This window comes from Ornithinimicrobium cerasi (assembly GCF_003702705.1).
Classification (GTDB): Bacteria; Actinomycetota; Actinomycetes; order Actinomycetales; family Dermatophilaceae; genus Ornithinicoccus; species Ornithinicoccus cerasi.
The window spans coordinates 91,885-112,414 of the sequence record NZ_QZMN01000014.1 but is presented as its reverse complement, the minus strand read 5'-3'; the positions used below and the strand labels follow the sequence as shown (position 1 = coordinate 112,414).

Sequence of the window (20,530 nt, the reverse complement as noted above, 5' to 3'; positions counted from 1 at the left end):
CCCCACGACGGCATACCAGCAGCACCCGCGGAGCGGGGCGAGGACCTCCTCGCCCCGCTCCGTCGTCGTCCCCGGGCCGGGCCCGACCGGCACGAGGCAGGGTGCGTGGGCGGGTCCGCCCCTTGATAGCCTGCAGCGCATGCATCGACGCTCCCGCAGCTGCCCCGGCGGGAGCGCCGCGCCCGGAGACGGCGCCCCATGACGTTGGTGTGGACGCTCGTCGTGTGCGTCCTCGCCGTGCTGGCCAGCTTCCCGCTCACCCGAGTCCTGGGGCGGAACGCCGGCTGGCCGCTGGCCGTGATCTACCTCGCCGCCGTCGGCGCCTTCTGGCCGGCCGCGACCGCGGTGATGGGCGGCGAGGTCGTCACCTGGAGCCGGCCCTGGGTCGCCGAGCTCGGGCTGGACCTGTCGCTGCGCGCAGACGGCATCGGGCTGGTCTTCGTGATGATCGCGCTGGTCATCGGCGCCGTGGTCCTCGCCTACAGCACCGCCTACCTCAAGCCGGGGCGCAACCTGACCTTCTACCTCTACCTGGCCGTCTTCACCGTCTCCATGGTCGGGCTGGTCCTGGCCGACGACCTCATCCTGCTCTTCCTGTGCTGGGAGCTGACCTCCCTGGCCAGCTTCCTCCTCATCGCCCGGAGCGGCTTCTCCGGCGAGGGCGCGTCGATGCGCACGCTCCTCATCACCTTCCTGGGCGGGCTGACGCTGCTGGCCGCGGTCGGCATCATGGTCGCCGCCACCGGGACCACCGGCCTGCAGGAGGCGATGGCGCACCCGGTCTGGGACGAGCGGCCGGGCCTGACGACCGGCGTGGCCGTCCTCGTCCTGCTCTCCGCGTTCACCAAGTCCGCCCAGTTCCCGTTCCACGTCTGGCTGCCGGACGCGATGGCCGCCGCCACCCCGGTGAGCGCCTACCTGCACGCCGCCGCGGTCGTCAAGGCGGGCATCTTCCTGCTGCTGCGCTTCTCCCCGCTGTTCCACGACGTGCCCGCCTGGAACGTCGCGCTGGTCACGGTCGGCCTGTTCACCTGCGCCCTGGGCGGCTGGTTCGCGCTGCGCAAGACCGACCTGAAGAAGCTCATGGCCTACTCCACCGTGAGCCAGCTGGGTCTGATCGTCGCGGCGATCGGCGTCGGCACCGAGTACGCCATCACCGCTGCGGTCCTGCACGTCATCGCCCACGCGCTCTTCAAGTCGGGCCTGTTCATGATGGTCGGGGTGGTCGACCACGCGACCGGGACCCGTGACGTGCGGCGGCTGCCCGAGCTGCGGCGCGCGATGCCCCTCGCCTTCTGGACCACGGTCCTCGGCTGCGCGTCCATGGCGGGCGTCCCGCCGCTGCTCGGGTTCGTCTCCAAGGAGAGCATCCTCACCGGGCTGCTCGAGACCCCCGGCCCGGCCTGGACGGGGTGGGCGGCCTTCGTGGGGGCCGTGCTCGCCTCCGTGCTGACCTTCTCCTACTCGGCCAAGATCGTCTTCCACGGGTTCGTGGACGGGCGGGGCCAGGACCGCTGGCCCGAGGACGCACCGCTGCACGCCACGCCGCCGGCGATGGGCATCTTCGCCGCCTTGCCCATCCTCGCCGGCGTCCCGCTGGCACTGGTGGTGGGCGTCCTCGACGTCCCGCTCGACCGGGCCCTGGCCGCGGCGCGTCCGGACGTCGAGCCCGAGACCCACCTGGCGCTGTGGCACGGCGTCAACGTCGAGCTGGTCGCCAGCATGCTCATCATCGCGGCCGGGGTGGCGGTCATCCTGGCCCGGCGCCGGCTGCTCCCGGCCCTCGAGCCACGCACGCCCGGGCCGGACGGCGCCGCCGTCATCGAGGCGCTCACCGCGCCGGTGGCGAGGGCGGGTATGCAGCTCGCGCTCCTCGTGCGCGCCGACAGCCCCACACGGCACGTGGCGCCGGTCGTCGTCCTCCTGGCCCTCGTGCTGGGCGGCGGCTCGCTCGGGCTGCTGCTCACCGGACGCGTCGCCGACCAGCACCCCGGCCTGGACCGCTGGAGCGACGGCGTCGCCCTCGTCGTCATCCTGCTGGGCGTGGCCGGGGTGTGCATCTCCCAGTCCCGGCTCGCGGCCGTCGTCAGCCTCTCGGCGGTGGGCATCGGCATCACGGTCCAGATCTTCGCCCTCGGCGGCCCGGACGTCGGCCTGACCCAGCTGCTCGTCGAGGCGCTCACCGTGCTCATGATCATGCTCGTCCTGCAGAAGCTGCCGCTGCGCTTCGGCCGGTCGCCACGGTGGGGCCAGCGCACGGCGCTCGCCCTGGCCGTCAGCGCCGGAGCGGCGGCCGGCCTGGGGGCGTTCGTGCTCACCGGACGGCGGGAGCGCTCCGAGATCGCGGAGTACTACCTGACCCAGGGGCCGGAGATCACCCACGGCTACAACGTCGTCAACACCATCCTCGTGGAGTTCCGCGCCCTCGACACCCTCGGCGAGCTCACCGTCCTCGGCATGGCCGGGGCGGCGATGGTGGCCGTCCTGTCCACGGTGCGCGACCGCTACCTGGACCCGCCCCCGGCCTCCGACCGGAGCTTCGTCGAGGACCCGCAGATCCCGCTGCGCGGCCCCGGGACCGCCGCCGAGCGCGCCGTCCACGAGGCGTGGGGCAACGCGGTCCCGATGCAGCTCCTCGTCCGGGTCACGGCACCCCTGCTCGTGCTCATCTCCTTCATCCTCTTCTGGCGAGGGCACAACTCCCCCGGCGGCGGCTTCATCGCCGCCCTCGTGGGGTCGGCCATCGTGGCGCTCTTCTACCTCGCCTCCGCCAGGGACCAGCAGGTCGGCCCCGCCCGGGCCCCGATGATCCTCATCGGCAGCGGCGTCGCCCTGGCCATCCTCACCGGGCTCGGCGGGCTGGTGGTGGAGGGGTCCTTCCTGGCGCCGGTGAGCCGCGACGTCGGGTGGACCTACCTGACCTCGGCCCTCCTCTTCGACCTCGGCGTCTACGCCGCGGTGCTGGGACTGGTCATGGAGGCGTTCAACCTGCTGGGGGCCACCGGTGGGCGTGAGGGCACCCGGGAGCGCGCCGACGAGTCCGTCGAGGGGGAGCTCTCCGGCCCGATGGACGCCACGCGCGGCGAGACCCCGCGGGAGCTGGCCGACCGCGCGCTGGCGCTGGCGGCGGCCCACGCCGCCGGCGTGCCGGACGGGCCTGACCCCCGGGGCAAGGGGCGGGTGGGGCGTGGCACGACATACCTGGCCCACGGCGTGCGCCCGGGCAACCTCGGCGACGGGAGGGACCGGTGATCATCCCCCTCTCGATCGCGGTGCTCGTCACCGGCGGCGTCTACCTCCTGCTGCAGCGCGGCATGGTGCGCATCATCTTCGGCCTGGCCCTCATCAGCCACGCCGCCAACCTCATGCTGCTGCTCGCCGGCGTCAGCGCCTGGCGGGGCGAGCCGCTCCCGGACCGCGTCGATCCCGCGCTGGCGACCGACCCGCTGCCGCACGCCTTCGTGCTGACGGCCATCGTCATCGCCTTCGCCGTCACCGTCCTCATGCTCGCCCTGGCCGTCATCGGCCACAACGACGACACCAAGCGGATGCCGGCGACGGGTGAGGAGCGGGCCACGTGAACCCCGCCCTCCTCCCCCTGCTGCTCGCCGTGCCGCTCCTGGCCGCCGGGCTGCTCGTCATCGTCCGCAGCCGGGGCGTGCAGCGGGTGGTCGTGCTCGCCGTGCCGGCGGGCACCCTGGTGATGGCGGTCCTGCTGCTGCTGGAGCACCGCAGCGTCCCCGTGCTCGCGCACCAGGTCGGCGCCTTCGCGCCGGGCGTGGCCATCCCCTTCGTCTCGGACACCCTGGCCGCGCTGATGCTGGCGGTCACCTCCCTGGCCACCCTCGTCGCGGCCTGGTTCCTCTGTGTCACGGGCGAGGACCGCTACCGGTTCCTGCCCGCGCTGCTCCTGATGCTGCACGGTGGCGTGAACGGCGCCTTCCTCACCGGTGACCTCTTCAACCTCTTCGTCATGGTCGAGGTCATGCTCCTGCCGTCCTACGCGCTCATCGCGGTGACCGGCACCTGGCGGCGTCTGGGCATCGGGCGCACCTTCGTCGTCGTCAACCTCGTCACCAGCGCGCTCCTCCTCACCGGGGTGGGACTGGTGTATGCCGTGGCCGGCACCGTCAACCTCGCCCTGCTCTCCGACGCCGCCGCCGACAACCCCCCGCTGGCGCTCGCCGCGGCCGTCGTCCTCCTCGCCCTGTCGGTCAAGGGCGCGGTGGTGCCCGTGCACGGGTGGCTCCCGCAGACGTACCCGGCCACGTCCGCGGGGGTCATGGCCCTCTTCTCGGCGCTGCACACCAAGGTCGCCCTCTACGCGATCTACCGGATCTACGCCACCGTCTTCGACGGTCACGCCCCGTGGGCGGTCGTCCTCGTGGTCCTCGTGGTGCTGACGCTGGGGGTGGGCGCGTGGAGCACCTTCGGGGAGCACATCATCCGGCGGGCGCTGGCCTGGCAGATGATCGCGGGCGTGGGGCACATCCTCGTCGGCCTGACCCTGTTTACCGCGGCCTCGCTCGCTGCCGGGCTGTTCTACATGCTCCACCACATCGTCACCATGGGTGCCCTGCTGCTGCTGGCCGGCGCGATCGAGCAGGTCTACGGCAGCGGACGCTACGAACGGCTCTCGGGGCTGATCCATCGCGACCGTGCGGTGGCGATCCTCACCGCGCTCGGCCTGCTGTCCCTCATCGGCATCCCGATCTCCTCCGGGTTCTTCGGCAAGGTGGCGCTGATCAGCGCCGCCGCGGCCACCGGCACCTGGCAGGGCTGGCTCCTGCTCAGCACGGTCCTCGTGGTCTCGGTGCTGAGCCTCGTCGCGATGCAGCGGCTGTGGGCCGGGGTGTTCTGGGGACCGGAGATGGAGACCTACCGCCCGGACAGCCCCGCGACGGGCCGGGCGGCGTTGGCGCCGCTCCCCCAGGACGTGCTCATCCCGGCGCGCCTGTGGCTCCCGGGCGCGACGCTCGTGACGGTCCAGCTGGGGATGTTCTTCGGTGCCGGCACGCTCATGCCCCTCGTCGCCCGGGCGGCCCAGGGCCTGGTCGACACCGGACCCTACGTCGAGGCGGTGCTGCGGTGATCAACCCGGTGCGGGTCGCCGGCTACAGCGTCTGGCTCGCCGTGGAGATCGTCAAGGGGGCCCTGGCGGTCGCGCAGGACGCGGTCCTGCCCGGGGTGGACATGCAGCCGGCGATCCTGGAGCTCCCGCTGCGGTGCAGCACCGACCTGGAGATCAGCGTCATGGCCTCCTCCATCACCATCACCCCCGGCACGATCACCGTCGGGATCGCCAGCGCGGCCGGCCAGACCCCGCCCACGCTCTACGTGCACGCGATCTACGCCGACCGCCCGGAGGAGGTCCGGGCCGCCCTCCGCGACATGGAGGACCATGTGCTGGGGATGACCCGGGGACCCGGCTGGGAGAGGAGGGCGTCATGACCGTCGTCGTCGCCGGGACCGTGGGGGTGCTGCTCGTCGCCGCCGTGCTCGGTCTGGTCCGGCTCTACACCGCCAGGGACGACGCCTCGGTGGCCGCCGTGAGCGACCTGCTCTACTTCTGCGCCGTCGGCATCGTGGTCATGGGTGCCCTGGCGGCCGGCTCCTCCATCACCTTCGACGTAGCCGCCATCGCCTCGATGATCGGCATCCTGGCCACCATCGCGCTCTCCCGCATCCTGACCAGGGGGAGGCGCTGATGGTCGTCACCGTGATCGTCGGGCTGCTGTGCCTCACCGGCGCCCTCTTCGTGCTGGTCAGCGCCGTCGCCATGATGAAGGCTCGCGACGGCCTCTCGCGGATCAACGTGCTCTCGGCCGCCACCGGTCTGGGTATGCCGCTCATCGTCGCCGGGGCCCTGGTGCAGGACGTCGCGACCAACGGCTTCGACTGGGTGGACCTCGTCAAGGCGCTCATCGCCGTGCTCGGGTTCGTGATCATGTCCTCGGTGGCGTCCAACAACCTGGGTCGGGCGGCCTATCGCTCCGGCGCCCCGATCGACCCCGCCACCCGGCCCAACGAGCTCGCGGAGGAGCCCCGGACGGGCGCCTGAGTCACTCGTGCGCGTGGAGGGCCGCCATCTCGGCCTCCATGACCTGCTCGGCGTCGGCGTCGAGCCGCACGTGCGCGAGGAGCGTCAGCAGGACGCGGAGGGAGGCGGCCGCCCGCTCGCCCCACGACGACAGGTAGCTGAACTGCCACCACCACATCGCCTCCGTCGGGCGCCCGGCCTCGAAGTGGTCGCGGCCGTGCTGGAGGTCGGCGGCGATCGCGACGAGGTCGGTCGACAGCGAGCCGCTCGTCACCTCCCCGGACAGGACCGGGTCCTCGAGGTCGCAGTAGACGTCGAGCCCCCCGAGGAGGGCGTGCAGCCGCTCCCGCAGGTCCTCCACGTCGTCCTCGGAACCCGTGTCCGGCTCGAAGCGCTCCTCCGGGACGACGTCGACCAGCGCACCGATCCTCGCGCCCGCGCCGCACAGCTGCCCGACCGCGAGCAGCAGCACGGGCAGGGCGGCGTCCGGGGCCTCCCCCGAGGTGACCTCCTGCAGCGCCGCGAGGTAGGCGGCAACCTCCAGGCTCATCTCGTGCGCCAGCACGTCCCAGCCGTCGTCGAGCTGCTCGTCCATGCGGCCCAGCCTAGGCCCAGACGCGGTCGCCCGTCCTGCCTGGCGCCCCCCTGCGCGGGCGGCCCGCTGCCCTGGTGGTGGGGCCCGGCGCTCGTCAGCCCCCGGTCGCGGGCGCGCCGCCGGAGAGGAGCCGCCGGCCCTCGAACGCCCTGCCCAGGGTGACCTCGTCGGCATACTCCAGGTCTCCCCCGACGGGCAGTCCCGAGGCGAGCCGGCTCACCCGCACGCCCTCGAAGGCGGACAGCATCCGGGCGAGGTAGGTGGCGGTCGCCTCACCCTCGAGGTTGGGGTCGGTGGCGATGATCACCTCGGTCACCGCCCCGTCGGCGAGCCGCGTGACGAGCTCGCGCACCCGCAGGTCATCGGGACCGACGCCGCCGATGGGGTTGATGGCCCCGCCGAGCACGTGGTAGCGGCCGCGGAACTCGCGTGTGCGCTCGACCGCGGCGACGTCCTGGCTCTGCTCGACGACGCAGATCAGCGCGGGGTCGCGACGGGGGTCGAGACAGATCCGGCACTGCTCGGCCTCGGCGACGTTGCCGCACGTGTCGCAGAACCGGACCTTCTCCTTGATCTGGACCAGCGCGTCGGCGAGCCGGGTGATGTCCTCCGGGTCGGCGGTGAGCAGGTGGAAGGCGATGCGCTGGGCACCCTTCGGCCCGACCCCGGGGAGTCGGCCGAGCTCGTCGATCAGGTCCTGGACCACGCCTTCATACACAGTCCTCGACTGTATGTCGTCGGGCTGGGTCTGCCGCACAGGCGCGCAGGCCGGGGTGGGGCACCCGGGCCGGGGGGACGGCCCGAGGTGCCGCCCGGGCGGAGGACTCAGGCCGGCAGGTCCGGCTGCCGCTGGTTGTACTCCCCCGCCCACTCCTGACCGGTCATCGTCAGGATGGCGGCCATCACCTCGTCGGTGATCTCGCGGCGGGCACGGCCCTGGGGCATGCCGTCGAAGCGGCCCTCGACCTGGATGGGCGACCCGAACTCCACCCGGACCCTGGCGCGCCGGGGCAGGCGGGCCCCGACCGGCTGGATCTGGTCGGTGCCGCTCAGCCCGACGGGCACGATGGGGCAGCGGGCCTGCAGGGCGAGCCAGGCCACCCCGGTGCGGCCCCGGTAGAGGCGCCCGTCACGGGACCGGGTGCCCTCGGGGTAGATCCCGAACGCCCCGCCGCCTCGGAGGTGGGCCAGCGCCAGGTCCAGGGACTCCTGCGCGGCTCGCGCGTCGTCGCGGTTGACCGGGATCGACCCGACGCCGGTGAACCACTCGCGGCTGATCCAGCCCCGCACCCCGGTGCCGGTGAAGTACTCCGCCTTGGCCAGGAAGGCGACCTGCCGGGGGGAGGTCAGGGGGATCACCACGCTGTCGACGAAGGACAGGTGGTTGCTGGCGAGGATCACCGGGCCGGTGGCGGGCACGTTGTCCCTGCCGACGACGTCCGGGCGCCAGATCGCCGTCGCCAGGGGCGTGACGATCGGGTGCAGCAGCTCGTAGATCATCGGAGCCTCTCAGGCCACGGGGTCGTCGTTGATGGCGATGACCGTACCGCCCAGCACGGTCTCGATGACGGGCTGCCCGACCGCCCCCGAGGACGCCAGGTCCTCGTCGTCGACGCTGGGGGCGTCACCTCCGGCGCCGCGACGGACGTCCTGGGAGGTCTCGGCGGCAGGCGCGGAGGCAGGGGCAGGGCCAGCAGGGCCCGGGACGGCGGACGCAGGGCCGGTCGCCCATCCGGGGGCCGCGGTCGTGCGGGTCTGCTCGGACCAGTCGGGTCCTGCGGCACCGGTGGACCGACGACCCGCGGCCGCGCCGAGCTGCTCGGCCACGGTCGGCCCGGGCGATCCGACGACGACGACCTCGCGGGACACCCCAGGTGGGTCCGCCGGCCGGCCGTCGGAAGAAAGCGCGGTCGCGGCCGCCGCCGCGCCCGGGCGGGTCCGGAGCCGGCCCACCTGCGGACGCTCGACGACGTGCTGGGGCTCCTCAAAGGGCGGCGTCCCCGGCGCGGGCGGGCCCACCTGCTCGTCGGGGGGGCCGGCACCGGTGAGGCCGGCACCGGGGGGGCCGGCGTCCGGGCCACCGGTGGAGACGGCCTCGACGCCGACCGTGAGACCGAGGTACTCGGAGATGGCCAGCTTGAGCGTCTCCTCGTGGCGGGTGCCCATGAACTTGTCCACCCACCACCGGTCGGGCTTGCCCAGCAAGATCCTGCGGCCGTCGAAGTCGAGAAGCTGGGCCGTCTGCAGACCGCTCCACGTCTGTCGGCTGATCGCCTTCACCGCCTCGAGGATCTCCGGCCACTGCCGCCGCATCGCCGCGGTGTCCAGGACTCCGGGCGCGGTCGGGACCGGACCCGCCGCCTCGGGCCGCTCGTGCTGCTCGTGCTGCTCGTCCGGCTCGGCGTGCTGCGGCGGTTCCTCCTGGGCCGGCGGCTGGTGCTGCGCACGCGGCTGGTCCGGGCGGGGCTGCAGCGGCTGCGCACGGGGGCCCTCCGGGGGCCGTGACGGCCCGCTGTCTGCTCGGCCCGGCGACGGGGCGAGGGCCGGACCACCCTGCCCCCCGGCCGCCGCCTCCAGGCGACGTTCGATGCGGTCCAGGCGTGCGCCATACCCCTCCTCCCCGGAGGGGCCGGGCAGCAGCAGCCGGGCCACGAGGAGCTCGAGGACGAGACGGAAGGAGATGGCTCCGGTCATCTCCGACAGGCCGGAGCTGACGACGTCGGCCGCGCGGGAGAGCGTCTCGGGCCCCTGCACCGCGGCCTGGTGGCGCATGCGCTCGATCTGGTCGGCGGGCAGACCGGGCAGCAGACCACCGGCCGGCTGGTCACCGACGGCGGAGAGCACGATGAGGTCGCGGTAGCGCTCGAGCAGGTCCTCGACGAACCTCCGCGGGTCGTGACCGGACTCCATGACCTTGTGCACCTGCTGGAAGACCGTGGCCGCGTCGCCCGCAGCCACGGCGTCCACCACGGCGTCGAGCAGCTCGACGTCGGTGAAACCCAGCAGGGCCGCGGTGCGCTCGTAGGTCAGGCCGTCCTCGTGGGCCCCGGAGATGAGCTGGTCCAGCACCGATAACGAGTCCCGCACCGAACCGGCCCCCGCGCGCGTCACGAACGAGAGCACCCCGGGCTCCAGCGCGACCTCCTCCCGCTCGCACACCTGCTCCAGGTAGGAGGTCAGCCGCTGCGGGGGGACGAGGTGGAAGGGGTAGTGGTGCGTGCGGGAGCGGATGGTCGCGAGGACCTTCTCCGGCTCGGTGGTGGCGAAGATGAACTTGACGTGGGGCGGCGGCTCCTCGACGACCTTGAGCAGCGCGTTGAAGCCGTTGGGCGTCACCATGTGCGCCTCGTCGATGATGTAGACCTTGTAGCGGGACTGCGCAGGGCCGAACGCGGCCCGCTCGCGCAGGTCACGGGCGTCGTCCACCCCGCCGTGGCTGGCCGCGTCGATCTCGATGACGTCCACCGTGCCGGCGCCGTCGCGCGCCAGCGCGACGCAGGAGTCGCAGGTGCCGCACGGCTCGGGTGTCGGCCCCTGGTCGCAGTTGAGGCAACGCGCCAGGATCCGCGCGGAGGTGGTCTTGCCGCACCCCCGGGGGCCGGAGAAGAGGTAGGCGTGGTTGACGCGGCCGGAGCGCAGCGCCTGCATCAGCGGCTCGGTGACGTGCTCCTGGCCGATGACGTCGGCGAAGGACTCGGGTCGGTAGCGGCGGTACAGGGCGGTGCTCACGGCTCCGACCCTAGTCGTCGCCGCCGTCAGACCCTCCTCCCGTCCACAGGGAGGCCGGTCCGTCCGTGCCGGCCCCCCGGTCCGTCCGTGCCGACCCCCTCGGTCAGGCGGGACGCAGCACGGTGAGGCGGTGCGCGGCCCGGGTCAGGGCGACGTAGAGGACCCGCACCCCGCCGGGTGACTCGGCGACGATCCCGTCCGGGTCGACGACGAGGGTGGCGTCGTACTCCAGGCCCTTCGTCGAGAGGGGGTCGATGACCAGGAGCCGACCGTCGAGCCCGGTGAGCGGCTCCAGCGCCGCCCGCCAGACGGCCGGCGTGATGACCGCGACCTGACCGTCGACCTGGCCGAGCAGCTCGGTCACCGCCTCCCGCGCGGCCGCGGGGACGTCGTCCGAGGTCAGCTCCACCGGGTCGTGACCGGTCTCCCGCACGGCCTCCGGGATGTCGGCGTCCGGCACGTGCTCGCGGATCATCCGGGCCGCCAGGTCGAAGATCTCCCGCGCGTTCCGGTAGTTCGTGTCCATGTGGAAGGCCCGGCGCACCGCGCTGCCGAAGGCCTCCTCGCGCGCCCGGCCGGCCTCCTCCAGGTCCGACCACGAGGCCTGGGCGAGGTCACCCACGACGGTCCACGAGGCCCAGCGCCCCCGACGGCCGAGCATCCGCCACTGCATGGGCGAGAGGTCCTGCGCCTCGTCGACGAGCACGTGGGCATACTCCTCGACCGATCCGATGTGCCCGGCGAGCAGGCGCGTCCTGGGGTCGGAGGAGATCCGCTCCGACGCCGTGGGCTCGACCGCGGCGACGTGGCCCTCCTCGCCGTCACCCACCGGCACCGGTCGTTCGGCCCGGCTGCCGCGCAGGGCGGCGACCCCGTACTGCGACGCGTCCTCGAGCTCCTCGATCTCGTAGAAACCGCGGTCCTCGTCGGGGAGCTCGACCATGGTGCCGAGCCGGGCGTGCAGGTCGTCGACCATGGCCACGTCCGCCACCGACCAGGTCCCCTCGCGCAGCGCCAGCTGGTAGGACGCGGCGACGAGGGCGGCGTCCCTGTCGCTGACGACGCCCAGGTCGCGCACGAGCGCCTCGTCGGCGAGCCAGAGGAGCATCTCGCGCGGGTCGACGGGTCGCCACCACTCCCGCATGAAGGCCTCGACGTCGTTGGCGTCCGCGAACCTGTCGACGAACTCCTGCTTCTCCCCCTGGTGGACCTGCGCCCAGGCGACCTCGGCGAGGGCACGCACGGCGGCCTCGTAGGAGCTGTTGCGGTGATGGTGCCGCAGCACCTGGGCCCGCACCCGGTCGAGGTCCCGCACCTCGATCCGCACCGCGTGGCCCATCACGAAGAGGCGCAGGAGCGAGGGCCCGCCGGGGATGGGCTGGCGCGACAGCCGGGCCAGCAGCTGCCGCACCCGCAGCGACCCCTTCACGGCGGCGGTGGCCGGCGGGTCGAGGCGGGTGGCGGTCATCCCCGCGAGGACGTCGCCGATGGAGCGCAGCACGACGCTGTCCTCGCCGAGCGAGGGCAGCACCCGCTCGATGTATGCCGTGTACGCGGAGGACGGTCCCACGACGAGGACGCCGCCGCTCTCGAAGCGTCGCCGGTCGGAGTAGAGGAGGTAGGCCGCCCGGTGCAGGGCGACGACGGTCTTGCCGGTGCCCGGACCACCGGTGATCTCCGTGACCCCCCGGGCGGGAGCGCGGATCGCCTCGTCCTGGTGCTGCTGGATGGTGGCGACGATGTCGCGCATCCGTGCGCCGCGGCTGCGGGTGAGGGCGGCCATGAGGGCACCGTCGCCCACGACCACGAGGTCGTCGGGGGCGTCGGCGACCATGAGGTCGTCCTCGACGCCGACCACCCGTTCGCCGGAGCAGCGCAGCACCCGGCGCCGAATCACCCCCAGCGGGTCGACCGGGGTCGCCCGGTAGAACGGCGCGGCGGCCGGCGCCCGCCAGTCGACCACCAGCGGCTCGTAGTCGTCGTCGCGCACCCCCAGGCGCCCGACGTAACGGATCTCACGGGTCTCGCCGTCCTCGTCGGGGGTGGCGTGCTCGAGGTCGAGCCGTCCGAAGACGAGGCCCTCGTGCTGGGTCTCCAGGGACACCCGCCGCTTGCTGGCCGAGAAGACCAGGGCGTCGCGCTCGAAGAGCCCGACCATCTCCTCCTCGCGGGGGTCACCGGTGCCCGGCCGGTCGGTGCGTCCCCGCGCCATCCCCTCGGCGTGGATGAGCTCGGTGCGCTCCGCGGCCTTGGCCAGCTCGGTGTACACACGGTCGACGTGCTGCTGCTCGGCCGCGATCTCGGCGGCGACGACGTCGTTCGTCGTGGCGCTCACACGCATCCTCTCTGCCGCACGGGACGGGGCTCGGCCCCACGTGCCCGACCCCTGACAAAGCATCAACTGTACCGAGCGGCGCGCGCGGGACCGCGCGCGGGACGTCATACCCAGCCGCGCCGGACCGCCTGGACCCCCGCCTGGAAGCGTGTCGCCGCGGCGAGATGGTCCATGAGGTAGCGGACCCGCCGCTCGACCGTGCGCACGGACACCCCGGTCTGGCGGGCGATGAGCTGGTCACTGGCCCCCGTGGTGAGGAGGTTGAGGATGCGCAGGTCGCGCTGGTCGAGAGGGGCCCGACTGCCCGGGGCGCGCGCTGCCGCCTCCGCGGTGGTCCGGTAGGGGGTGCACAGCTGCCAGATCTCGTCGAGCAGCGTCCCGATGGCGAGCAGGGGCCCGGTCCGCCGGGCCTCCAGCGACCCGTCGCCGAGGGGGTCGTGGCGGCTCAGGTCCAGCAGCGCGGCCCTGTTGTCGCACAGCAGCAGGGAGAACGGGATCCCGTTGCCGACGCGCACCGGGTGACCGGCAGCCTCGTGGCGCTCCATGAAGCGCAGCGCGGCCTCGTCCTCGAGGAGGGCGGTGTCGAGCATGACGCGCACGTCCGCCCCTGGCCGGATCGAGAGGAGGTCGGGGTCGTCCGCGGCCTGCTGGAGCAGCTGGCAGGACGCGGCCGAGGCGTCCATGGCCCACCAGAGCCGCTCCTCGGCCACCCGGTGCAGCCCGCGGACCCGGTCGACGATGTCCTGGACCCCCTTGAGCAGGTCCATCCCCGGGGCCTCCATCACGCGCCCGTCCCCGACGGCGGCGCGCCAGAGCTGCTCCACCTCGGAGGCCGTCGCCCGGCTCATCGCAGCCCGACGCTCGATGCGGTCCGCGATGCGCGTCATCGCCTCCCGCGGCGGTGCGACCTGCCAGCTGTCCGGGTCGATCCCGGGCAGGAACAGCTCCCGGGCCACGAGCTCGGCGGTCAGGTCGTCGATCTCCTCGTCCCGCAGGCCCTCGTTGCGCAGCGCGTCCCGGGTGGGCCTGCCCAGCCGCACCGCGGTGATGTAGACCCGGCTGACCAGCTCCTCGTACGCGTCACCGTGCGGCCGCGAGAATGCCGGGGACCCACCCGTCCAGGTCGTCATGCGCGCCATCCTGTCGGATCGCCGACAATGACGCCATCCCGACACGGGCCGGTGTGACATCGGCCGCGACGTGTGCCATATTGGATTCACCGGCTTCGGCCGGTGCAGGGAAAGTGTGAGTCGCCGGATATATGCCCCCCCATCAATCTGGCTGACCTCGCCCTGCGATGTGGCCCTCCTGGGAGATACCCCCCCTGCCTCCCAGGGGGGCCACACCTATTCTCCAGCGGTTTCCGGGCGATGTGCCCATGCGCACCCGACGGGTCTGCCCCGGGCGGACCCGTCGGACCGGACCTCGTGCCGTGCCCGGGAACGAACTAGGCTCGCGATCCGTGAAGGTCCTCCTCCTCGGCGCCGGCGCGCGCGAGCACGCCCTGGCCCGTTCCCTGGCCGCCGACCCCGACGTGACCGAGCTCCTGGCGCTCCCCGGCAACCCGGGCATCGCCACGACCGCCCGGTGCGTCCCGGGCGACCCGACCGACGTCGCGGCGGTGGTCGCCCTGGCCATGGCTGAAGGGGTGGGCCTCGTGGTCGTCGGTCCGGAGGCGCCCCTCGTGGCAGGCGTGGCCGACGCGCTGGTCGAGGCCGGGGTCCCGTGCTTCGGGCCGAGCACCGCGGCCGCCCGGCTCGAGGGCAGCAAGGCCTTCGCCAAGGAGGTCATGCGGTCGGCCGGCGTCCCGACCGCGGCGGCCCACGTGTGCCAGGACCTGGCCGCGGTGGTGGTCGCCCTGGAGGCCACCGGGGCCCCCTACGTGGTCAAGGAGGACGGTCTCGCCGCGGGCAAGGGGGTCGTCGTCACCTCTGACCGGGCCGTCGCCCTCGACCACGCCGCCGCCTGCCTGTCCCGGAAGGGCGGGCGCGTCGTCGTCGAGGACTTCCTCGACGGCCCCGAGGTGTCGTTGTTCTGCCTCGCCGACGGCCGCACCGTCCTGCCCCTCGCACCGGCCCAGGACTTCAAGCGGGTCGGCGACGGGGACACCGGTCCCAACACGGGCGGCATGGGCGCCTACAGCCCCCTCCCCTGGATGGACGAGCAGGTGCCGGGCCTCGTCCCCGACGTGGTCCGCGCCGTCGCCCTGCCGACGATCGAGGAGATGGCCCGTCGCGGCACGCCGTTCACCGGGGTGCTCTACGTCGGCCTCGCGCTGACGGCCGCCGGTCCGCGCGTCGTCGAGTTCAACGCCAGGTTCGGGGACCCGGAGACCCAGTCGGTGCTCGCCCGCCTCCGGACGCCGCTGGCGGGGGTGCTCCTCGCGGCTGCGGAGGGCCGCCTCGCCGAGGTGCCCCCGCTGGAGTGGTCGCCGCTCAGCGCCGTCACGGTCGTCGTCGCAGCCGAGGGGTACCCGGCATCACCCGTGACCGGCGGCGCGGTCGCGGGCCTGACGCCCGCCGAGGAGGTGGAGGGCGTCCACGTCCTGCACGCGGGCACCCGGCTGGTGGACGACCAGCTCGTCTCCTCCGGGGGCCGGGTGCTGTCCGTCGTGGGTCTCGGCGAGGACCTCGCGCAGGCGCGGGCGCGTGCCTACTCGGCCGTCCACCGGATCTCCCTGGACGGTTCCTTCTTCCGCGGGGACATCGCCCGTGCCGCCGAGCAGGGGGACGTCGTCGTCCCCGGGGGCACCGCGTCACCGCCGCTGGCGGGCCACGAGCTGATCTACTCCGGCAAGGTGCGCGGTCTCTACGCACCGCTGGACCACCGGACCGGTGAGCACGACGGGACGCGCCTGCTCCTCGTGGCCTCGGACCGGGTCAGCGCCTACGACCACGTGCTGTCCACACCGGTGCCGGACAAGGGTGCCGTGCTGACCCAGCTCTCGCTGTGGTGGTTCGACCAGCTCGCCGACCTGGCCCCGCACCACGTCGTCGCGACGGACGTGCCGCCCGCGGTCGCGGGACGCGCGGTCTACGTCCGCCGGCTGCGGATGCTCCCGGTCGAGTGCGTCGCCCGGGCGTTCCTCACCGGCGGCGGTCTGGCCGAGTATGCCGCGTCCGGCACCGTCTCGGGGGTCCGGCTGCCGGACGGTCTGGTCGACGGGTCGCGTCTGCCGGAGCCGGTCTTCACGCCCAGCACCAAGGCGCCCGCCGGCGAGCACGACCAGCCGATCTCCTTCGCAGAGGTGGAGGACCTGGTCGGTCCCCGCCTCGCGGCCAGGGTCAGGGACCTCACCGTCGCGATCCTGCAGCGCGGCAACGAGATCGCCGCCGGCCGGGGGATCCTCATCGCCGACACGAAGGTGGAGTTCGGTGTCGACCCCGAGGAGCTGGCCGCGGCTCTCGGCATCTCCCCCGCTGACGCACTCGAGGGCGAGATCGACTGGGCCGCAGTAGATCCCGACGTCGTCGACGTCATCCTCGCCGATGAGGTGCTCACTCCCGACTCCTCACGCTTCTGGCGGGCCGACGAGTGGGCACCGGGGCGCACGCAGACGTCATACGACAAGCAGGTGCTGCGTGACTGGCTCACCTCTCCCGACAGCGGGTGGGACCGACGCTCCGACGCCCCTCCCCCGTCGCTGCCGGACGAGGTGGTCGCGCTGACGCGGGCCCGCTACGTCGAGGCCTACGAGACCCTCACCGGCCAGACCTTCCCGCCCGCCGCCCCCAGCGCCTAGGAGCCCGCGATGTCCGCCCTGCATGCTCCTCAGCACCGGCTCACCGTCCTCCCCGGCGGCTCCGCCCTGTCCGGCTTCCGCGCCGCCGCGCTGCTGCGTCGGCTGCAGGCGGTCGCGCCGCAGGTGACCGCCGTCTCCGCGCGGCACGTGCACTGGGCAGCCGCCGACCGCGACCTCGATCCCGTCGACGCGGGACGGCTCGCGGCGCTGCTCACCTACGGCGAGCCGTGGACCGGCGGCGGCCAGGACCGTCCCGGCGAGGCGACGGCGGCGCGGGAACGCGTCCTGGTCGTGGCGCCCCGGCTCGGCACCATCTCCTCGTGGGCGAGCAAGGCGACCGACATCGTGCACAACTGCGGCCTGGACCTCCACCGGGTCGAGCGGGTCATGGAGTACCACCTCGGGCTCGCCGACGGCGCCGACCTCGGCGAGGACGAGCTGACGGCCTGCGGCGCGGTGCTCCACGACCCGATGACCGAGACGGTGCTGCGCAGCCGTGAGGAGGCTGTCGCGCTGTTCGCCGAGCGCCAGGCCCCACCCATGGAGCACGTCGACGTGCTGGGCCGGGGTCGTGAGGCGCTGGTGGAGGCCGACCGCGCCTTCGGACTGGCGCTGGCGCCGGACGAGATCGACTACCTCGTCGAGTCCTTCACTGCGCTGCGGCGCAACCCGACCGACGTCGAGCTGACGATGTTCGCCCAGGCCAACTCCGAGCACTGCCGGCACAAGATCTTCAACTCCGACTTCGTCGTCGACGGGCAGGCGCAGGAGCGCAGCCTCTTCGGGATGATCCGGCACACCGAGGCCGTCGCCGGCCAGGGCACCGTCGTCGCCTACAAGGACAACGCGTCGGTGATGCGGGGCGGGCGCGTCGTGCGCTGGCTGCCGGAGGACGGCGGCCCGAGCCGCTACTCCGCCCGCGAGGACGAGGTCCACGTCCTCATGAAGGTCGAGACCCACAACCACCCGACCGCGATCTCGCCCTTCCCCGGCGCGGCGACCGGCGCCGGCGGCGAGATCCGGGACGAGGGCGCCACCGGTCGCGGCAGCGCGCCCAAGGCCGGGCTCACCGGGTTCGCCGTCTCGCACCTGCACCTGCCCGGCACCCACGAGCCGTGGGAGGAGCCCGGGTATGCCGCACCCGCCCACCTGGCGAGCGCGCTCGACATCATGGTCGAGGGCCCGATCGGCGCGGCGGCGTTCAACAACGAGTTCGGCCGGCCCGGGCTGGGCGGCTTCTTCCGGGTCTACGAGCAGGTCGTCGACGGCGTCCACCGCGGCTACGCCAAGCCGATCATGAGCGCGGGCGGCCTGGGCTCCATCAGCGCGTCGCAGACGGAGAAGGTGCGCTTCGGGCCCGGCACCCTCCTCGTGCAGATCGGCGGGCCGGGCATGCGCATCGGCCTGGGGGGCGGTGCCGCCAGCTCGATGGCGTCCGGCGCCAACGCCGCCGAGCTCGACTTCGACTCGGTGCAGCGCGGCAACCCCGAGATGCAGCGGCGCGCGCAGGAGGTCATCAACCACTGCTGGGCGCTGGGTGAGGACAACCCCGTCCTCGCGATCCACGACGTCGGCGCGGGCGGGCTGAGCAACGCGTTCCCCGAGCTCGTGGACGACGCCGGGCTGGGCGCGCGGTTCGACCTCTCGGCCGTGCCGTTGGAGGAGTCGGGCCTCTCGCCCAAGGAGATCTGGTCCAACGAGAGCCAGGAGCGCTACGTCCTGGCGCTCGCCCCGGAGTCGCTGGAGGCGTTCGCCGCGCTCTGCGACCGGGAGCGCTGCCCGTACGCCGTGGTCGGGGTGGCGGCCGGCGACGCCCGGCTGGTGCTCGTCGACGGTGATCGTGACGGGGACCGGCCGGTCGACATGCCGATGGACGTGCTGCTCGGCAAGCCGCCCAGGATGACCCGCGACGTCCGGCGGGTCGAGCGGTCCGCCCCCGAGCTGTCGCTCGACCACCTGGACGCGGCCGCGGTGCGGGACACCGCCTACGCCGTCCTGCGCCACCCCACCGTGGCGTCCAAGCGGTTCCTCGTGACCATCGGCGACCGCACCGTCGGCGGTCTGACGCACCGCGACCAGATGGTGGGTCCCTGGCAGGTCCCGGTCGCCGACGTCGCGGTGACCCTGGCGGACCACGTCGGGCTGGCCGGCGAGGCCATGGCCACGGGCGAACGCATGCCGGTCGCCTCCGTCGACGCCCCCGCGTCCGGCCGGATGGCGGTCGGTGAGGCCCTGACCAACCTGCTCGCCGCCCCGGTGACGTTGTCCGGGGTCAAGCTGTCCTGCAACTGGATGGCGGCCGCCGGCGAGGAGGGCGAGGATGCCGCGCTCTACGACACCGTGCACGCCGTGGCGATGGAGCTGTGCCCCGCCCTGGGCATCTCCGTCCCGGTGGGCAAGGACTCGCTGTCGATGCGCACCCGCTGGACCGGTGCGGACGACCAGGCCCACGAGGTCATCTCCCCGGTGTCGCTCGTGGTCTCGGCGTTCGCGGCGCTGCCCGACGTGCGCGGCACCTGGACCCCCGAGCTGCACGCCGGGTCCGAGCTGCTGCTCGTGGACCTCGGCCCCGGTGCCGGGCGTCTCGGCGGCTCGATCCTGGCCCAGGTCCTCGCGGAGTTCGGAGGACCGGTGCCCGACCTCGACGACCCCACCCTCCTGACCGACCTGGGAGCCGCCCTCGTCGAGCTGCGGGAGCAGGGCCTGGTGACCGCATACCACGACCGCTCCGACGGCGGCCTGTGGGCGACCCTGTGCGAGATGGCCTTCGCGGGCGGCGTGGGCCTCGACGTCGACGTACCGGTCCACGGAAACCCGGACGGCCCGGTCGACGCAGGCGCGGGGATGGCCGCCCTCTTCGCCGAGGAGCTGGGCGTCGTCCTCGAGGTGCCCGCTGGTCGGCTGCCCGAGGCTGTCGAGGTGCTCGAACGGCACGGACGCCCCACGATCTCGAGGCTGGGCCGTTCGACGACGGAGCGGCGGGTGCGGGTGCGCGCCGGCACGGTGAGCCTCGACGAGCCGCTGCGCGACCTCGCCCAGGCGTGGGACGAGGTCTCCTGGCGGATCGCCGCGCTCCGCGACAACCCGGACTGCGCCGACGAGGAGCACGCGCTCGTGGGCTCCGACGACGACCCCGGGCTGCACCTGTCGACGACCTTCGACCCTGCCGACGACGTGGCAGCACCCTACGTCGCGCGGGGGGCCCGACCCGTCGTCGCGGTGCTGCGCGAGCAGGGCGTCAACTCGCACGTCGAGACGGCCTTCGCCTTCGACCGGGCCGGTTTCGACACCTACGACGTGCACATGACCGACCTGCAGACGGGACGGTTCGACCTCGCCGGGGTCGTCGGGCTAGTGGCAGCCGGAGGCTTCTCCTACGGCGACACCCTCGGTGCGGGTGAGGGCTGGGCCCGGTCGGTCCTCTTCGACGACCGGCTGACCGGGTCCTTCGCGGACTTCTTCGGGCGGGAGGACACCTTCGCGCTCGGCATCTGCAACGGCGCGCAGATGTTTGCCGCGCTGGCGGACCTGATCCCCGGGGCGGAGGCCTGGCCGCGGTTCACCCGCAACCGCAGCGAGCAGTACGAGGCCCGGCTCAGCCTGGTCGAGGTGCTCGAGTCCCCGTCCGTCTTCTTCGCCGGGATGGCCGGCTCGCGGATCCCGATCGCCGTCGCCCACGGCGAGGGGCGGGCCGACTTCTCGGCCCGGGGAGACGAGGCGGCGGTGCTGGGTGCGGTGCGCTACGTCGACCACGCGGGGCGCGCCGCCACGGCATACCCGACCAACCCGAACGGCTCGCCGGGCGGGCTCACTGCGGTGACCACGCCCGACGGGCGCGTCACCGCGATGATGCCGCACCCGGAGCGGGTGCAGCGCAACGCCCAGCTGTCGTGGACGCCGGGCCGCGTCGAGGGGGTCAGCCCGTGGCTGCGGATGTTCCGCAACGCGCGGGTGTGGGTCGGCTGAGCCAGCGCACCCCTGTGGGCCACCTGCGCGCTTTCCCGACCTGTGCACCGCTAGCGACCTTGTGCCCGTGCTATTTCGCGTGCACAACCTCCCTTACGGTGCACAGGTGGTGAGGGCGGGCTG

General features: G+C 73.5%; 14 protein-coding genes. 8 read left to right on the top strand and 6 right to left on the bottom strand.

All coding sequences use genetic code 11. From position 1 onward, the window contains the following. Positions 1–198 precede the first annotated feature (198 nt). Genes D4B81_RS15440 through D4B81_RS15415 form a run of 6 tightly spaced genes read left to right on the top strand, consistent with a single transcriptional unit; the run spans position 199 to position 6,061 of the window. The gene (locus D4B81_RS15440; protein ID WP_122263577.1) at positions 199–3,252 is read left to right on the top strand and encodes a DUF4040 family protein; all 3,054 of its coding nucleotides are present in this window, start codon (positions 199–201) and stop codon (positions 3,250–3,252) included. Then, positions 3,249–3,581 (top strand): sodium:proton antiporter, encoded by a 333-nt coding sequence (locus tag D4B81_RS15435; protein WP_097188407.1) that lies wholly within the window; start codon positions 3,249–3,251, stop codon positions 3,579–3,581. The genes D4B81_RS15440 and D4B81_RS15435 overlap by 4 nt, the downstream gene beginning before the upstream one ends. Then, positions 3,578–5,092: a proton-conducting transporter transmembrane domain-containing protein gene (locus D4B81_RS15430; protein ID WP_122263576.1), complete on the top strand. Its 1,515-nt coding sequence runs from the start codon at positions 3,578–3,580 to the stop codon at positions 5,090–5,092. The genes D4B81_RS15435 and D4B81_RS15430 overlap by 4 nt, the downstream gene beginning before the upstream one ends. Then, positions 5,089–5,451 (top strand): Na+/H+ antiporter subunit E, encoded by a 363-nt coding sequence (locus D4B81_RS15425; protein ID WP_122263575.1) that lies wholly within the window; start codon positions 5,089–5,091, stop codon positions 5,449–5,451. Before D4B81_RS15430 ends, D4B81_RS15425 begins: the two co-directional genes overlap by 4 nt. Continuing rightward, positions 5,448–5,708 carry an MrpF/PhaF family protein gene (locus D4B81_RS15420; protein ID WP_122263574.1) on the top strand — a complete coding sequence of 87 codons (261 nt, stop codon included), beginning with the start codon at positions 5,448–5,450 and terminating at the stop codon, positions 5,706–5,708. The genes D4B81_RS15425 and D4B81_RS15420 overlap by 4 nt, the downstream gene beginning before the upstream one ends. Further along, on the top strand, positions 5,708–6,061 hold the full coding sequence (locus tag D4B81_RS15415; protein WP_122263573.1) for a cation:proton antiporter: 354 nt from the start codon (positions 5,708–5,710) through the stop codon (positions 6,059–6,061). The genes D4B81_RS15420 and D4B81_RS15415 overlap by 1 nt, the downstream gene beginning before the upstream one ends. Position 6,062: 1 nt before the next feature. On the opposite strand, the gene D4B81_RS15410 is transcribed toward D4B81_RS15415, so the two are convergent. The 6 genes from D4B81_RS15410 to D4B81_RS15385 all read right to left on the bottom strand — a co-directional run bounded on the left by D4B81_RS15410 (position 6,063) and on the right by D4B81_RS15385 (position 13,829). Continuing rightward, positions 6,063–6,635 carry a DUF5063 domain-containing protein gene (locus D4B81_RS15410; protein WP_122263572.1) on the bottom strand — a complete coding sequence of 191 codons (573 nt, stop codon included), beginning with the start codon at positions 6,633–6,635 and terminating at the stop codon, positions 6,063–6,065. A gap of 94 nt (positions 6,636–6,729) precedes the next feature. After that, positions 6,730–7,353 (bottom strand): recombination mediator RecR, encoded by a 624-nt coding sequence (gene recR, locus D4B81_RS15405; RefSeq protein ID WP_122263571.1) that lies wholly within the window; start codon positions 7,351–7,353, stop codon positions 6,730–6,732. Positions 7,354–7,460: 107 nt separating this feature from the next. Beyond that, positions 7,461–8,135 (bottom strand): lysophospholipid acyltransferase family protein, encoded by a 675-nt coding sequence (locus D4B81_RS15400; RefSeq protein WP_122263570.1) that lies wholly within the window; start codon positions 8,133–8,135, stop codon positions 7,461–7,463. A 9-nt stretch (positions 8,136–8,144) separates the two neighbouring features. Next, positions 8,145–10,364, bottom strand: a complete 2,220-nt coding sequence (locus tag D4B81_RS15395) for a DNA polymerase III subunit gamma and tau (protein ID WP_122263569.1) — start codon at positions 10,362–10,364, stop codon at positions 8,145–8,147. A 103-nt stretch (positions 10,365–10,467) separates the two neighbouring features. Further along, positions 10,468–12,705, bottom strand: coding sequence for a HelD family protein (locus D4B81_RS15390; RefSeq protein ID WP_122263568.1), 2,238 nt, complete (start codon positions 12,703–12,705; stop codon positions 10,468–10,470). 98 nt (positions 12,706–12,803) lie between these two features. Continuing rightward, a complete protein-coding gene (locus D4B81_RS15385) occupies positions 12,804–13,829 on the bottom strand; it encodes a helix-turn-helix transcriptional regulator (protein WP_161965202.1) in 1,026 nt (341 codons plus the stop codon). A gap of 332 nt (positions 13,830–14,161) precedes the next feature. Between D4B81_RS15385 and purD the strand changes: the two genes are divergently transcribed. Both purD and purL read left to right on the top strand, forming a co-directional pair. Continuing rightward, the gene (gene purD / locus D4B81_RS15380; RefSeq protein ID WP_122263566.1) at positions 14,162–16,441 is read left to right on the top strand and encodes a phosphoribosylamine--glycine ligase; all 2,280 of its coding nucleotides are present in this window, start codon (positions 14,162–14,164) and stop codon (positions 16,439–16,441) included. Between the two features lie 9 nt (positions 16,442–16,450). Next, a complete protein-coding gene (purL, locus tag D4B81_RS15375; protein ID WP_122263565.1) occupies positions 16,451–20,407 on the top strand; it encodes a phosphoribosylformylglycinamidine synthase in 3,957 nt (1,318 codons plus the stop codon). Positions 20,408–20,530 lie beyond the last annotated feature (123 nt).

What these genes read in the sequence shown, in the direction of transcription:
- D4B81_RS15440 (WP_122263577.1), top strand. Translation starts at nt 199, where the DNA reads ATGACGTTGGTGTGGACGCTCGTCGTGTGCGTCCTCGCCGTGCTGGCC.
- D4B81_RS15420 (WP_122263574.1), top strand. Translation starts at nt 5,448, where the DNA reads ATGACCGTCGTCGTCGCCGGGACCGTGGGGGTGCTGCTCGTCGCCGCC.
- D4B81_RS15415 (WP_122263573.1), top strand. Translation starts at nt 5,708, where the DNA reads ATGGTCGTCACCGTGATCGTCGGGCTGCTGTGCCTCACCGGCGCCCTC.
- D4B81_RS15410 (WP_122263572.1), bottom strand. Translation starts at nt 6,635, where the DNA reads ATGGACGAGCAGCTCGACGACGGCTGGGACGTGCTGGCGCACGAGATG.
- D4B81_RS15400 (WP_122263570.1), bottom strand. Translation starts at nt 8,135, where the DNA reads ATGATCTACGAGCTGCTGCACCCGATCGTCACGCCCCTGGCGACGGCG.
- D4B81_RS15390 (WP_122263568.1), bottom strand. Translation starts at nt 12,705, where the DNA reads ATGCGTGTGAGCGCCACGACGAACGACGTCGTCGCCGCCGAGATCGCG.
- D4B81_RS15385 (WP_161965202.1), bottom strand. Translation starts at nt 13,829, where the DNA reads ATGACGACCTGGACGGGTGGGTCCCCGGCATTCTCGCGGCCGCACGGT.
- purL (WP_122263565.1), top strand. Translation starts at nt 16,451, where the DNA reads ATGTCCGCCCTGCATGCTCCTCAGCACCGGCTCACCGTCCTCCCCGGC.